At 72.5% G+C, this 14,052-nt stretch carries 11 protein-coding genes; 6 read left to right on the top strand and 5 right to left on the bottom strand.

From position 1 onward, the window contains the following. The first annotated feature begins 12 nt into the window (after positions 1-12). Complete coding sequence (locus BLA60_RS32740) at positions 13-432, top strand: STAS domain-containing protein (protein ID WP_084735587.1); 420 nt, start codon at positions 13-15, stop codon at positions 430-432. Here the strand turns inward: BLA60_RS32740 and BLA60_RS32735 are convergent. Beyond that, positions 429-1,412, bottom strand: a complete 984-nt coding sequence (locus tag BLA60_RS32735) for an NAD(P)/FAD-dependent oxidoreductase (protein WP_075136918.1) — start codon at positions 1,410-1,412, stop codon at positions 429-431. The genes BLA60_RS32740 and BLA60_RS32735 overlap by 4 nt on opposite strands. Positions 1,413-1,422: 10 nt before the next feature. Beyond that, positions 1,423-3,210, bottom strand: coding sequence for a thiamine pyrophosphate-requiring protein (locus BLA60_RS32730; RefSeq protein WP_075136917.1), 1,788 nt, complete (start codon positions 3,208-3,210; stop codon positions 1,423-1,425). A 79-nt stretch (positions 3,211-3,289) separates the two neighbouring features. On the opposite strand from BLA60_RS32730, the gene BLA60_RS32725 reads away from it, so the two are divergent. Both BLA60_RS32725 and BLA60_RS32720 read left to right on the top strand, forming a co-directional pair. Further along, a complete protein-coding gene (locus BLA60_RS32725) occupies positions 3,290-3,634 on the top strand; it encodes a DUF5313 family protein (protein ID WP_075136916.1) in 345 nt (114 codons plus the stop codon). A gap of 51 nt (positions 3,635-3,685) precedes the next feature. Then, on the top strand, positions 3,686-3,895 hold the full coding sequence (locus BLA60_RS32720) for a hypothetical protein (protein WP_075136915.1): 210 nt from the start codon (positions 3,686-3,688) through the stop codon (positions 3,893-3,895). On the opposite strand, the gene BLA60_RS32715 is transcribed toward BLA60_RS32720, so the two are convergent. Continuing rightward, entirely contained in the window at positions 3,892-4,830 is a 939-nt protein-coding gene (locus BLA60_RS32715) for an NAD(P)/FAD-dependent oxidoreductase (protein ID WP_075136914.1), read from the bottom strand. The two genes, BLA60_RS32720 and BLA60_RS32715, sit on opposite strands and share 4 nt — an antisense overlap. 73 nt (positions 4,831-4,903) lie before the next feature. Between BLA60_RS32715 and BLA60_RS32710 the strand changes: the two genes are divergently transcribed. Next, complete coding sequence (locus BLA60_RS32710) at positions 4,904-5,479, top strand: helix-turn-helix domain-containing protein (RefSeq protein WP_084735582.1); 576 nt, start codon at positions 4,904-4,906, stop codon at positions 5,477-5,479. A gap of 148 nt (positions 5,480-5,627) precedes the next feature. On the opposite strand, the gene BLA60_RS32705 is transcribed toward BLA60_RS32710, so the two are convergent. Together BLA60_RS32705 and BLA60_RS32700 are read right to left on the bottom strand one after the other, a co-directional pair. Then, positions 5,628-5,834 (bottom strand): hypothetical protein, encoded by a 207-nt coding sequence (locus BLA60_RS32705; RefSeq protein WP_075136912.1) that lies wholly within the window; start codon positions 5,832-5,834, stop codon positions 5,628-5,630. A gap of 354 nt (positions 5,835-6,188) precedes the next feature. Next, the gene (locus BLA60_RS32700; protein WP_075136911.1) at positions 6,189-10,736 is read right to left on the bottom strand and encodes a ThuA domain-containing protein; all 4,548 of its coding nucleotides are present in this window, start codon (positions 10,734-10,736) and stop codon (positions 6,189-6,191) included. Between the two features lie 268 nt (positions 10,737-11,004). Between BLA60_RS32700 and BLA60_RS32695 the strand changes: the two genes are divergently transcribed. Continuing rightward, positions 11,005-11,694 (top strand): ABC transporter ATP-binding protein, encoded by a 690-nt coding sequence (locus BLA60_RS32695; RefSeq protein ID WP_245812298.1) that lies wholly within the window; start codon positions 11,005-11,007, stop codon positions 11,692-11,694. Then, positions 11,691-13,856 carry an FtsX-like permease family protein gene (locus BLA60_RS32690; protein WP_075136910.1) on the top strand — a complete coding sequence of 722 codons (2,166 nt, stop codon included), beginning with the start codon at positions 11,691-11,693 and terminating at the stop codon, positions 13,854-13,856. The genes BLA60_RS32695 and BLA60_RS32690 overlap by 4 nt, the downstream gene beginning before the upstream one ends. Positions 13,857-14,052 lie beyond the last annotated feature (196 nt).

The following is a 14,052-nucleotide window of genomic DNA, read 5'->3' as shown; positions in this document are numbered from 1 at the left end:
GAGGCGTTCGCGATGCACGACAGCTCACTGCGTGACGCCCACGTTCCCCCGCCGCGCGACCCCGGGTCGCGCCACCCGCGGTTCTTCGAGATCGACGTCGAACGGCGGCCGGGCCAACCGGTCGTGGTGCACGTCGTCGGCCCGGTCGACCTGCTCACCGCGCCCGCCCTGCGCCTGTGTCTGGAGGACAACCTCGACGACGACCGGGGCCTGGTCCTGGACCTGGGCCGGGTCGACTTCCTGGCCGCCTCCGGTCTCACCGTGCTCACCGACACCGAGACCCGCGCCCGCCGCGAACACCTCGTCTGGGCCCTGGTCGCCAACACCCGCCCGGTCATCCGCCCGCTCGACCTGCTTGGCCTGCGCCAGCGACTGCCGACGTACCACTCGGTGCCCGGGGCGCTGCGGGCGGTCGCCGGCGCCCGGGTCTAGAAACGGTCGGGGCGGCAGCCGGCCAGGGCGGGCTGCGCCACGCCGTCGACCACCTCCCGGGCGATCAGCCGGCCCATCGCCGGGGCCAGCGTGACCGCCGCGTGCATCACCGCCACGTACAGGCCGGGGACCTCGGCGACCGGTCCGACGATCGGTTCGCCGTCGGCCGGCATCGGGCGCACGCCGATCCGGGTGTCGAGCAGGTCGACCTCACCCCGGAACGTGGCGCGGACGGCGTCGACGGTGCGCCGCGCCGAGTCGGCGGCGGCGATCAGCCGGTCACCGGCGACCTGGCGCAGGTCGAAGTCCTCGGTGTTGACCACCGTGCGGACCAGCCCGGCCGGCGCCCGCAGGCCGAACAGCGGGCACGGCGACGGCTCGACCGGCACCGGCACCCCCACCGACGCGCCCAGCGCGGCCGTCGCGACCCCGGCCGCCAGGACCACGGTCGTGGCGGCCAGCGGACCCGAGGGGGTCTCGACCCCGGCGGCCCGACCGGCCGCGTCCCGGCGCACGGCCGTGACCCCGGTGTCCAGGTGGACGCGGGCGCCGTGCTCGCGCGCGCCGGCGACCAGCCGCTCGGTCACACCCACCGGGTCGACCGCGCCCTCGCCGGGGGTCCACAGCGCCCAGTCCGGGGACCGGCGCAGGTTCGGCTCCAGGGTCAGCGCGTCCACGATGTGCTGGCCGGGGCCCGGTTCCGGGGCGGCGCCGGGACGCCAGCTCAGGGCGCCGGACCAGGCCACAGGCAGTCCTGGCAGCTCGGCCTCGACGCGGCGGTACTCGACGGTCGCGGCGGCGCGCACGGCCGAGGCCGGGCCCGACCGCACCCGGGACGCGGCGATCCAGGCGAACGAGTCGGCCGTCACGCCCGCCCCCGGGCGGCCGGCGTCGACCAGCGTGACCTCGGCACCCGCCCTGGCCGCGTGGTAGGCCACCGACGCGCCGACGATGCCCGCTCCGACGACCAGTACCGCCACGCCGACGAGCCTAGCGGCCGCCGAGCAGCTCGATCGCCTTGGTACGCAGGCCCTTGGTGATCATCTCCCAGGCGTCCGGGTCGCCGCGCAGGACCGCCTCGGTGGTGGCGCGCAGCTGGTCCATGGTGGTGTGCGGCGGGATCGGCGGAATGTTCGGGTCGCAGTGCACGTCCAGCACGACCGGGCCGTCGGCGGCCAGCGCGCGGTCCCACGCCGGGCCGAGGTCGTCGGGGTCGTCGACGGTGATGCCGACCAGGCCGATGGCCCGCGCGTAGTCCGCGTAGGACATGTCCGGCAGGGCCTGCGACGGCGTGAACTTCGGCGCGCCGCCCATCGCCCGCAGCTCCCAGGTGACCTGGTTGAGGTCGTTGTTGTGCAGCACGCACACCACCAGCCGGCGGTCGGCCCACAGGTGCTGGTGGTGGCGGATGGTGAGCAGCTCGGTGAGGCCGTTCATCTGCATCGCGCCGTCGCCGACCAGGGCGATCACCGGGCGCGTCGGGTCGGCGAACTTCGCGCCGACCGCGTAGGGCACGCCGGGGCCCATGGTGGCCAGCGTGCCCGACAGCGACCCGCGCATCCGGCCGCGCATCCGCAGGTGGCGGGCGTACCAGTTGGCCGCCGATCCGGAGTCTGCGGTCACCACCGCGTTGTCGGGTACCCGCCGGGACAGCTCGGCGACGATCCGCATCGGGTTGACCGGGTCGGCCTCGACCATCGCCTGGCGGTCCAGGACCTCCCACCAGCGGGCCACGTTCGCCTCGACCCGGTCGCGCCACGAGCGGTCCTCGTTGCGGGCGAGCAGCGGGACCAGCCTGGTCAACGTGCTCTTGGCGTCACCGACCAGGTTCACCTCGGTGGGATAGCGCATTCCCACCATCCGGCCGTCGACGTCGATCTGCACGCCGCGCGCCGAGCCGAACTCCGGCAGGAACTGCGAGTACGGGAAGTTCGAGCCGACGATCAGCAGCGTGTCGCAACCCGACATCAGGTCCCAGCTCGGGCGGGTGCCGAGCAGACCGATGGCGCCGGTCACGTAGGGCAGGTCGTCGGGCAGAACATCCTTGCCCAGCAACGCCTTCGCCACCCCGGCGCCGGTCAGCTCGGCGACCTGGCGCACCTCGTCGGCGGCGTTGCGCGCGCCCTGGCCGACGAGGATCGCGACCTTCTTGCCGGCGTTGAGCACCTCGGCCGCCCGCCCGATCTCGTCCTCGGCGGCCACCGCCACCGTCGACGGGTGGCTCGGCGGGCTGGAGGGCACCTGCTTGAACTCGTGCCGGGGCGGCTGGTACTCCTGCTCCTGCACGTCGGCCGGGATGATCAACGCGGCCGGCGCGCGGGCCGCCTGCGCGGTGCGCATCGCCCGGTCCAGCGCGTTGGGCAGCTGCTCGGCGACGTTCACCTCGACCAGGTACTCGCTGGCCACGTCCTTGAACAGCGACTGGAGGTCGACCTCCTGCTGGTAGGCGCCGCCCATGGCGCTGCGCGCGGTCTGGCCGACGATCGCCACCACCGGGACGTGGTCGAGCTTGGCGTCGTAGAGACCGTTGAGCAGGTGGATCGCCCCCGGCCCGGACGTCGCCACGCACACCCCCACCCGGCCGGAGAACTTGGCGTAGCCCACGGCCGCGAGCGCGGCCGTCTCCTCGTGGCGCGTCTGCACGAACCGGGGCCGGTCCCCCGCCGCGCCGAACGCGACGACGATGCCGTTGATCCCGTCGCCCGGGTAGCCGAACACCTGCTCGACACCCCAGTCCCGCAACCGCTCCAGCAGGTAGTCGCCCACCGTGGTACCCATCGGAAACCTCCCGTCCAAGCCGGCTGGCTACCCGGTGCGGGCCGTGACTATGCGGCCCGGTCGTGGGTACCCGACCGGTATGGAGCGACCGAACGCCTTCCAGTGGGTGCACTACGCCTTCGGCGGCCGGCTGCCCGAGCGGTACCGGGACTGGGTGCTCCACGACACGACCTCCCGCACCTGGGTGGTCCGCTTCGTGGTGCGGGTCCTGGCCGAGACCGTGCCGTGGCTGGTCGCCGGGTTCGTGCTGCTGGAGCTGCTGACGCCGCTGCCGGCCGGCCTGATCCTCGGCGCGCTGGCGATCGCCCTGGTCACGACCCTGTACTTCACGATCACCAGCGCCGACGAACTCACCGAGGCCCGCCTGGTCAAGCACGGCTTCCCGGCCGGAACGGGCAAGGCCACCCGCGCCGCGCGGCACTAGGCGGCACCACCGAGCAGCGACAACAGGAGAGCGACAACAGGAGAAGGAGACATGATCAGGAACCTGCTCGACCGCCTCCGCCGGCGACTCGGCGGCGGGTCCGGTGACCTGCCCGCCGACACGCCGCGACGGTCGGCCGGGGACGACGACTTCGCCCAGGAACACAGCCGCCCGACCTTCGCCGACGAGCCGTCGACCGAGGGCCCGGACGAGTCGGTGCCCCGGGGTCGCGGCGGTGCCGGGGGCATGGACCCGCGCTAGGCGGGGATCGGCAGGGCGCCCAGGGCCAGTTCGGTGTTGAGCATCGCGGCGGTGGTCGCGGCGGCACCGGCCGAGGAGATGACGTTGGCCATCGGGTCGACGACGTTGCCCGCGGCCCAGACCCCGGGGACCGAGGTGCGGCCCACGGAGTCGACCTCGACCCAGCCACGGTCGGTGACCGCACAGCCCAGGGCGCGCAGCAGGCCGTCGACCGGGACGAAGGTCGGGGCGGCGAACAGCGCGGTACGTGGGACCAGCCGGCCACCGGCCAGTTCGACGGCCCGCAGGCGTCCGCCGGCGGCGACCACGCGGGTCACCGTGGCGGTCTCGACGGCGATGCCCTTGCCGGCCAGGCGGGCCAGGTCGTCGGGGCCGGGCTGGTAGCCGTCGGTGAACAGGACGGTGTCGCGCGACCAGCCCTGGATCAGGACAGCCTTGTCCACGCCCTGCGGCCCGCTGGCCAGCACGCCCAGCGGCTGGTCGGCGACCTCGTAGCCGTGGCAGTACGGGCAGGCGACCACGTCGGTGCCCCACAGCGGCGCCAGACCGGGGATGTCGGGCAGGTCGTCACGCAGGCCGGTGGTGACCAGCAGGCGGCGCGCGGTCAGCGCCGGCCCGGCGCCCAGGTCGACGGTGAAGCCCTCGGACACGGCGTCGATCTCGCCGTCGATCTCGCCGACGATCTCGCCGACGATCACGCCGACGACCTCGTCGTCGATCAGATCGACGCCGTAGCCGGCGACCTCGCGGCGGCCGATGGCGCGCAGGTCGGCCGGGGGCAGGCCGTCGCGGGACAGGTAGCCGTGCATGGCGGTGGCCGGGGCGTTGCGCGGGTGGCCGGCGTCCACCACCGCCACCCGTCGCCTGGCCCGGCCGAGCATCAGGGCGGCGGACAGGCCCGCGGGGCCGCCACCCACGATCAGTACGTCGTACATCGACGATCACCTCCACCGACACCCTGCGCCACCCGTTTCGACAATGACAACCTTTGTTGCCGATACTGGGAACATGGACCAGATCGAGAACACCCTCGCCGAGGTCGGCCGCCGGCTGCGCCGGATCCGCGCCGAACGCGGCGTCACGCTCACCGAACTGGCCGCGTCGACCGGCATCTCCAAGTCGACCCTCTCCCGGCTGGAGTCCGGCCAGCGCCGGCCCAGCCTGGAGCTGCTGCTGCCGATCTCGGCCGCCCACCAGGTCCCGCTCGACGAACTGGTCGGCGCGCCCAAGGTCGGCGACCCGAGGGTCCGGATGGACCCGCGCCGGGTCGGCGACCGCACGGTCGTCGCGCTGACCAGGCAACCCGGCGGGCCCCAGGCATACAAGATGATCATCCCGCCGAGCCGGACCGCGCCCGAGCCGCGCACCCACGAGGGCTACGAGTGGCTCTACGTGCTCTCCGGCCGGCTGCGGCTGATCCTCGCCGACCACGACGTCGTGCTCGCCCCGGGCGAGGCCGCCGAGTTCGACACCCGCCTGCCGCACTGGTTCGGCGCCGCCGACGACACCCCGGCGGAGATCCTCAGCCTGTTCGGCAAGCAGGGCGAACGCATGCACGTCCGCGCCCGACCAAAACGGGACTAGGCGCTGTCGAGGAAGTCGAGATCGACCAGCGGGCCGTCCGGCATGACGGCCGGACGGCCCGGTGCGCGCGGGTCACGCGAACAACGTCAGTCCTGTTCGGCGCGGACACACGCCTCACGGGCGGTGGCCGGGGGAACCTGCGTCCACGTCAGTAGGTTGCGATAGAAATCCTGATTCCCCTGTTCTGCCGCGTCGCAGGCGTCGACGCGGGGTTGGTTGGGCGGAACCCTGCGCCTTCCAGGTACTCCAGGCAGTCCGACGTGGTGGCGCTGGCCGGGGCGGCCACCAGGACGGGCAGGACGGCGGCGGCCGCGGTGACCACCGCGACGGCGAAACCTCGAACACTCAAGGACATCACGTTTTTCCTTCGCGAATTCTCCGCCGGGGAGCGTTCCCACCGGCGGACGGTTCGGTTCGAACACGTCGAGTGTCAGGCGGCAGAGGCGCCGACCACTGTGGACGGCGGAGTGAATCCGGTGTTCGATCAGGTAGACACCGCGCGGCCCGTTCTCTGGCCAGAAGGGTGCCGACGATCCGCTCGGTGACCAACGCGAGCGTCGCACCCAGGGTGAACCCGCCGAGCGTGCCGAAACCGCCGTAGCGGCCGCGTCCGCGGTCCGGTGCGTACGGCCCAACCTCCTGCCGAGCCGTCCAGCTGCCGAAGCGTCAAGCACTCGGCGGACTACCCGACAGGAGGTTGGGCGAAACGTCACGACGTGTAGACCTCGAACTCGTAGAGCCGCGCCGCGGGATCGGTGTCCTGGGTGGGATCCAGGACGCTGACCCGCACGTATCTGGCGCTGGTCCTGGTGACCGCGTGCGTGCTCACGTCGGCGGTGTTGCCGCGCACCGCCGCCACGGTCGTCCAGTCCGTCCCGTTGGTACTGACCTGGAGGTCGTAGTCCCGGGTGTTGAACTTCGCCGGTTCACCGCCCGCGCCGGCGTGGCGCAGCACGAACCGCCCGACCTCGCGGGCCGCGCCGAGGTCGACCCGCAGCCACGGCGACGCCCCGAGCGAGCACCACTTGTCGGCGTTGCCACCGGACACGCTGCCGTTGACCGCCTTGGCCGCGCCCTCCGACGCCGCACACGCGCTGTCGGCGGTCGCCGGCTGGTTGAGCGCCAGGTTGACCACCGCCGGCGCGTCGTCCCTCGCCTGCTCGAACCGCTCGGTCCAGTAGGCCGTGCGGTCCAGGTAGGCGGTCTCGGCCTCGGCACCGGTCCTGCCGTAGGCGCCCTCGAAGGTCTGGTACCCGAAGCCGGCCGGCGGGGTGCTGCTCGCCGGTTCGATCGTCGAGCCCTCGTGCCACTCGTTGAACGAGGTCACCGAGACCCAGGTGGGCACGCCGCCCTTGGTGGGGTCCAGGGCGTTGCCCCACTGCTGGTCGTACATCCCACCGTTGGCCCGCCCGACGGTCGGCGTGGTGTTGCCGGGCACCGCGCGGTCGTCGATGTAGCCGGGCGCGACCGACGGCGACCAGACCAGGCCGTTGGCCTTGGCGTACTCGCCGGCGTTCTCCCAGCCCGGCGCGGTCGCGCCGGCGATCCCGTCGTAGGTGTACAGGCCGGAGAAGTGGGCGATCCGGGAGGTGTCGGTGGTCTGCGCGAGCACCACCGCCTCGTCGGTGACCTCGTCCAGCGCCGCCCAGTCCGCGTCGGGCACCGACAGGCTGGAGAACACGTAGAAGGCGTTCTTGTCGCCGTGCTCGGCCGACCGGTAGAACGCCGGATGGTTGCCGTAGGTGGCGTTGATGTACTCGATGTCGTCCACGGTGGACGCGGCGGACCGGCCGGTGTAGGGCTCCAGGTGCCAGGCGACCTTGATGCCGTGGCGCTGCGCGGCGTCCATCACGCCCCGGGCCAGACCGTCCTCATAGGACCCCTGACCCCACCAGCTGTACACGATCACCCCGGCACCGGAGCGGACCACCCACTCCATGTGCCGCTCGACCACCCCGGTGAAGTCCCCGGAGTCGTACGGGCCGGCCGTGGGGTAGAAGTCCGCGCCGATGTCGTCGGGGGGCGTGCGCCCGCCCTGCTGCCAGTGCCGCCAGCCACCGTTGACCTGCGGGCTGCCGTACCACGGGTAGTAGAACAAGTGCACGTTCGGCGACAGCTCCGCCGCCGGCTCCTCCGGGGCGGTCACCCCCGGCCCGACGAAGTCGACCCAGTTGACGTTGAACAGCCCGCCGCCGTTCTGCGTGCCCTCCGGCGGCCGGGCCACGAAGTACACCGGCGCCGAGGCCGTGCTGGCGGTGAGGTTCGCCATCACGTCGGCGTAGACCTGCCAGCCGGCGGTGACCGGCACGGTCGCCGTGCCCAGCAGGGTCCCGGTCGGCGAACCGGAGCGGATCTCCACCCGCCCGCCGACACTGCCCGACGCCGCGCGCAGCCGCACCGAGGTGACGCCGGACAGGTTCGCCGGGGCGAAGGACCACCAGTCGCCGTCCTCGACGAAACCGATGTTCTGGCCGCCGCCGGCGGTGTCACCGGTCGCCTCGGCCACCACGCCCGGGTCCCCGCCGGCACCCGAGCCGTCGACCCGGCCGGTGTCGGTGAAGTACTCCGCCTGCTTGCGCTTGGGCTGCAACCGGATCAGCGAGCTGCCCGGCAGGCCGCCGGAGTCGGTGTAGCTGGCCTCCAGCACGGCGAACAGGTCGGCGTCGGCGCCGTGCCCGTCGCCCATCGAGGTCTCGATGGTGCCCGAGCAGCCGTGGGCCTGCTGGATCGGGTGGGCGTGCTCGTCGTGGCCGAGGAAGTACTGCACCAGCACCCGCGAGCAGTCGATCTGCCCGTCCTCGGGGTCGGTGACGTCCACCGTGAAGGCGACCTCGTCGCCCCACTCGAAGAACCCGCCGTCGGGCGGTGCGGTGAGCCGCACGGCCGGCGCGGTGTTGCCGACGGTGATCGGCACGTTCGCCACGCCGGTCAGCCCACCGGGGTCGGTCACCGTCAGCTGCGCGGTGAAGGTCCCCGTGGCGGTGTAGGTGTGTGACGGGTTCGCCGAGGTCGACGTGGCGCCGTCACCGAAGTCCCAGCGGTAGGTGATCGGCTGGCCGTCCGGGTCGCCGGAGCCCGCGCTGGAGAACTGGACGGCCAGCGGCGCCGAACCGCTGGTCGGCTGACCGGTGGCGACCGCGACCGGCGACCGGTCGGAGCTGCTGTGGTCGATGCGGTACACGCCGGAGTCGTCGTTGTTGCCGCCGAAACCGGTGCCCCACTCGATCAGGTACAGCGCGCCGTCCGGGCCGAAGTCGAAGTCCATCGGCCGGATGGTGGAGATGTCGGGCAGCAGCCGCTCGATGCCGTCCAGCGTCGTGCCGTCGTCACCGACGTCCAGCGCGTACAGCTTGGACTGGTTCCACTCACCGAAGATCGCCTTGCCGTCCAGGTCGGCCGGCCACTTGCGGTCCGAGGACAGGTTCGGGTCGTAGCGGTAGACCGGGCCGGCCATCGGCGCGCCGCCCCCGCCGATCTGCGGGAAGTCCGGGTTGCCGTCGTAGTCGTAGTGCACGGTCGCCGGGATGGCCGGCGGCAGGGTGCGCTGGCCGGTGTTGTTCGGCGAGTCGTTCACCGGCGCGGCGCAAGTGAACGCCGGGCCGGACGGGCCGTCGGGGAAGGTGTAGTCCCGGTAGGCGGCGTTGTTCCCGGTGCAGTAGGGCCAGCCGTAGTTGCCGGGCCGGTCCACGATGTTCCACTCGACGGTGTTGCCGGGACCCCGGTCGGGGTTGGCCTGGCCGGCGTCCGGGCCGTAGTCGGCGACGTAGAGGGTGTCGGTGCCCGGGTCGACGCCGATGCGGAACGGGTTGCGCAAGCCCATCGCGTAGATCTCCGGGCGGGTCGACGCGGTGCCCGGCGCGAACAGGTTCCCGGCCGGCACGGTGTAGGTGCCGTCGGGCTCGGGGTGGATCCGGATCACCTTGCCGCGCAGGTCGTTGGTGTTGCCCGAGGAGCGCTGGGCGTCGAAGTCGGCGCGGCCGGAGCGTTCGTCGATCGGCGTGTAACCGCCGGACTCGAACGGGTTGGTGTTGTCACCGGTGGCCAGGTACAGGTTCCCCTGGGTGTCGAAGGTCATCGTGCCGCCGGCGTGGCAACAGGTGTTGCGCTGGGTGGTGACCGTCAGCAGGGCCTTCTCGCTGGCCAGGTCGAGGGTGTCGCCGCTCATCGTGAAGCGGGACAACAGGTTCCTGGGCGCGCCACCGGCGGGCGCGTAGTAGAGGTAGACGAACTTGTTGGACGCGAAGCCGGGGTCGAGGGTGATGCCCAGCAGGCCGTCCTCGTTGCCGGTGAACACCGGCAGGGTGCCGGCGGTGACGGTGGTGTTGGTGTCCGGCTTGATGATCCGCAGCCGGCCGTCGCGCTCGACGTAGAAGACCCGGCCGTCGGGCGCGACGTCGAGCTCCATCGGGTTGTTGGTGTTGCTGTCGAGGGTGACCTTCTCGAAGCCCTCGGCGCGCGGCGCGCCACCGCACTCGGCGCCGGGTTGGCCGGCCGCCGAGCGGATCCCGCCGAGCAGGTGGGTCAGGAACTCGGGTTCGGCGTAGGACTGCTGGGTGTGGCCGCCGCCGGTGTACCAGGAGCGGCCGCCGTCGTGGCCGTGGCACCAGGCGATCGGGTGGTCGCCCATCGCGCCGCCGCCGGGCGAGTACGTCGACTCGTCCAGGCTGGCCAGCACGTGCACGTCGGCGCGCGGGTTGTCGCGGAAGTTGTACCACTCGTCGTGGCGGGTCCAGCGGGCCGGCAGGTGGGCGGTCGAGGCGTGCTGGCGGTCCTCGACGTCGATGGTGGCGTTCTGGTTGGCGGGGTGGGAGGCGAAGTAGGCGCCGACGAGGTCGCCGTACCAGGCCCAGTCGTACTCGGTGTCCGAGGCGGCGTGCACGCCGGCGTAGCCGCCGCCGGCGCGGATGTAGCGCTCGAAGGCGGCCTGCTGGGTTCCGTTGAGCACGTCGCCGGTGGTGGACAGGAAGACCACTGCGTCGAAGCGGCCGAGGTTGGCGTCGGTGAAGGCGCCGGCGTCCTCGGTGGCCTCGACGGTGAAGTCGTTCTGGGCGCCGAGCTGCCGGATGGCGGCGATGCCGGTCGGGATGGAGTCGTGCCGGAAACCGGCGGTCTTGCTGAACACCAGGACCGAGAAGGCGGCGCGGGGCGCGGCCGACGCGGCGGCGAACTGGCTCGGGGTGAGGACGAGGGTCAGGACCAGAGCAAGGATGGCGATCGGATGTATGCGGGGGCGGATACGACGTCTGTGTCGCAGCATGAAGGTCTCCGGCTTCGTGCAGGGGAACGGACAGCCGAACGATTACGTCGAGCCTAGCCCCGATATCCGCAAGAAGTCTATGCGTTCATAGTAAGAATGCGACTTACATACGCAAGTAAGACTCCTGGCCATTCGGCTTGTGCATGATCGGCCGATCGGCCGAGGCGCACCGGGTCCCAGTGGCCATCTGCCCGAAGTGCCGAGGTGCCGCACTACTCCAGGCTGTGCCCCCACGGACATCGGACCATTGGCGAAGGGGAGAAGCAAGGTGCACACGGAACCGCCGCTGCTGAGCGGCCGGGGGCTGGTGAAGCGCTACGGCAGTCAACGCGCCCTCGACGGCGTCGACATCGACATCGCCGCCGGTGAGGTGCTGGCGATCGTCGGCCCGTCCGGCTCGGGGAAGACCTCGCTGCTGCACGTACTGGCCGGCATCCTGCGTGCCGAGGAGGGCGAGATCAGCCTTGCGGGGCAACGCATCGACCAGCTGGGCGAGACCCGGCGCAGCGAGTTGCGGCGCAGCGAGTTCGGCTTCGTCTTCCAGTCGGGGATGCTGGTGGCCGAGCTGACCGCGCGGGAGAACGTGGCGCTGCCGCTGCTGTTGGGCGGGCGCCCCAAGGAGACGGCGATGGCCGCGGCGACCGAGTGGCTGGAGCGTCTTGGCCTGCGCGGCAAGGAGGACCGCCGGCCGGGCGAGCTGTCCGGCGGCGAGGCGCAGCGGGTGGCGATCGCGCGGGCGATCACCCACCGCCCGAAGGTGATCTTCGCCGACGAGCCGACCGGCGCGCTGGACACCCGGACCGGCAAGGACACGGTGAGCGCGTTGATCGACTCGGCCAGGGTCACCGGCACCGCGGTGATCATCGTGACCCATGACCGCGAGCTGGCGGCGTCGCTACCGCGCACGGTGTCATTGCGTGACGGGCGGATCGAGGCCCAGCCGGTGGCGGCCCGGTGAACCCGGTCGCCCTTGCCCTGCGGGTGTTGCGCGCCGACCGGCGTACCCAGGTCGCCACGCTGCTCACCGCCGCCGGGGTCGCCGTGGCGACCGCGCTGGTGCTGCTGCTGGCGAGCCTGCCGACGGCGACCGAGACCCGGGCCGAACGCGCACTGTGGCAGGACCCGTCGGCGGACATGTACTCCGCCGACGGCGGCCAGGTCAGCTGGCGCGCCACCACCGACGAGATCGACGGCCAGCCGATCACCCGGGTCGACGTGGCCCCCCTGGTGGACGTGGCCGACGTGGACCTGCCGCCCGGCGTCGACCGTCTCCCCGGCCCCGGCGAGATGCTCCGCTCCCCCGCCCTGGCCGAGCTGGCCGACAACCGCCCGGCCACCGAGTTGGCCGACCGTGTCGCCGCCACCCCGGTCGGCCTGCTCGGCGACGAGGCCCTGCGCTTCCCCGAACAGCTCGTGGTGCTGGTGGGCCACACCCCCACCACCATGCCGTCCTACCCGGCGAACCTGACCGCGCTCACCGGCGGCGACGCGCAGGCGGACCCGTTGCTGTCCCTGCTGTCCGGGGTGGGCCTGGTGGTGCTGCTGGTACCCAGCCTGGTGCTGGTGGCCTCGGCGTCGCGCCTGATCGCCGCCCGCCGCGAACGCCGGCTGGCGGCGCTGCGCCTGGCCGGCGCGACCCCTGCCCAGGTCACCGGCATGGTGGCCGCCGAAACCGGCCTCGCCGCCGTGGCCGGCGCGGTGCTGGGGGTGGCGATCTCCCCCCTGCTGCACCGCCTGGCGACCCTGGTCCCGTGGAGCGGCGGCACCTGGTACCCCGGCGACTTCGCCCTCGGCCCGCTGACCGTCGCGCTGATCGCGGTGCTGCTGGTGGCCCTGGTGGTGGCGGCGTCCGTGGCCGGCCTGCGCCGCGTGGTCCGCACTCCGCTGATGGCGGCCGGCGGCCACACCCGCCGCCCCCTGTCGGTGTGGCGCCTGTTGATCGTCCCGGTGGCCGTGGCCCTGTTCTTCCTGGCCCTGACCTATGCCGGCGAGTCCAGCACGATCCTGCCGGTACTGGCGGCCCTGGCCGTCCTGATGTGGTCCCCGACCGTGGTGGGCCCGTGGCTGACCTCGGCGTTGGGCGGCGTGTTCGTCCGCGTCTGGCGCCGCCCGTCGGCGCTGCTGGCCGGTCGCCGCCTGCGCGACGACCCGAAGGCGGCCTACCGCGCGTCCGCCGGCGTGGTCCTGGCCACGTTCGCCGGCTCGATGGCCCTCACGGTCATGCCGAACCTGGAGAACGAGGCCGGCTACTACAGCCAGTTCCGCGACGACGTCACCTACCTGAACACCACGGAAGACCGCGCCCCCCAGATCGTGGCGGCGGTCAACGACCGGCTGGCCCCCCTGAACACCCAGGTGTCCAGAGTGGACGAAGGCCAACTGGCCGACGGCAGCGTCGCCACCATCGCCACCTGCCAGGACGCCAAGAGGGTGTTCGACGGCCTGGAGTCCCTCCCCTGCCAGGACACCCCCGCGATCTACACCGGCGGTCCCACCGTGGAACTGGCCGAAGGCCAACTGCCCCCCGATGCCCCGGTGGTGCCGCTGGACACGAGCCTGACCCTCATCGACCCCGCCCTGTGGCCCGAGTCGACGCCGCGACTGGCGGTGAGCGTCGCCGTCCCCGCCACCGAATCCACCCGAACCGCCATCCGCACCGCGTTGCTGGCCGGCTCGGACGGCGAACAGGTCATCAGCCGAGAGATGGACCGCAGCGACGAGAACACCCAGCTGTCCGACCTCCGCCGAGTCACGATCATCGGCCTGGTCACGGCGTCGCTGCTGGCAGGCGTCAGCGCCGCGATCGCCACCGCCGGCTCGGTGATGGACCGCCGCCGCACCTTCGGAGCACTGATGGCCGCCGGAACACCGGTCCGAACACTGGCCAGAGCCCTGCGAGCCGAAGCCGCCCTACCGGCCCTGGTGGCCACCATCGGCGCCGGCACCCTGGGCACCATCGTCGGGGTGGGCCTGTTCGGCCTGGTGTCCAGCGCCCCGGTGGTCCTCAGCCCCTGGCTGGCGGCCCCCATAGCCCTCGGCGCGCTGGTGGCACTGATCGCGGCCTCGGTCTGCTCCCCCGCCCTACGCCGAGTCCGGGCGGAACCCCTGGCCGAGGAATAACAGGAGACAAGCTCCAGGTGGCGGTGGGCTCTTGTCGGGAACCGCCGCCACCAGTCACCCACACCTCACAAATCCACAACCCAAACACAAACCCCGGTACACAAACCCCCGCCCACTCCGGCAGGGGGTCGGCAAAGTCGATCACCCAGTTGATGGGGCGGGCACGGTCTCGTTGATCATGTGATTGCTGATGTCC

It is taken from the genome of Actinophytocola xinjiangensis, from assembly GCF_001921215.1.
In the GTDB taxonomy this organism is placed as follows: domain Bacteria; phylum Actinomycetota; class Actinomycetes; order Mycobacteriales; family Pseudonocardiaceae; genus Actinophytocola; species Actinophytocola xinjiangensis.
This window is presented reverse-complemented; position numbering and strand designations above follow the sequence as displayed.

Excerpts from the sequence above, each read along its gene's own strand:
- BLA60_RS32740 (WP_084735587.1), top strand. The coding sequence starts at position 13 with ATGCACGACAGCTCACTGCGTGACGCCCACGTTCCCCCGCCGCGCGAC.
- BLA60_RS32730 (WP_075136917.1), bottom strand. The coding sequence starts at position 3,210 with ATGGGTACCACGGTGGGCGACTACCTGCTGGAGCGGTTGCGGGACTGG.
- BLA60_RS32725 (WP_075136916.1), top strand. The coding sequence starts at position 3,290 with ATGGAGCGACCGAACGCCTTCCAGTGGGTGCACTACGCCTTCGGCGGC.
- BLA60_RS32720 (WP_075136915.1), top strand. The coding sequence starts at position 3,686 with ATGATCAGGAACCTGCTCGACCGCCTCCGCCGGCGACTCGGCGGCGGG.
- BLA60_RS32715 (WP_075136914.1), bottom strand. The coding sequence starts at position 4,830 with ATGTACGACGTACTGATCGTGGGTGGCGGCCCCGCGGGCCTGTCCGCC.
- BLA60_RS32710 (WP_084735582.1), top strand. The coding sequence starts at position 4,904 with ATGGACCAGATCGAGAACACCCTCGCCGAGGTCGGCCGCCGGCTGCGC.
- BLA60_RS32705 (WP_075136912.1), bottom strand. The coding sequence starts at position 5,834 with ATGTCCTTGAGTGTTCGAGGTTTCGCCGTCGCGGTGGTCACCGCGGCC.
- BLA60_RS32700 (WP_075136911.1), bottom strand. The coding sequence starts at position 10,736 with ATGCTGCGACACAGACGTCGTATCCGCCCCCGCATACATCCGATCGCC.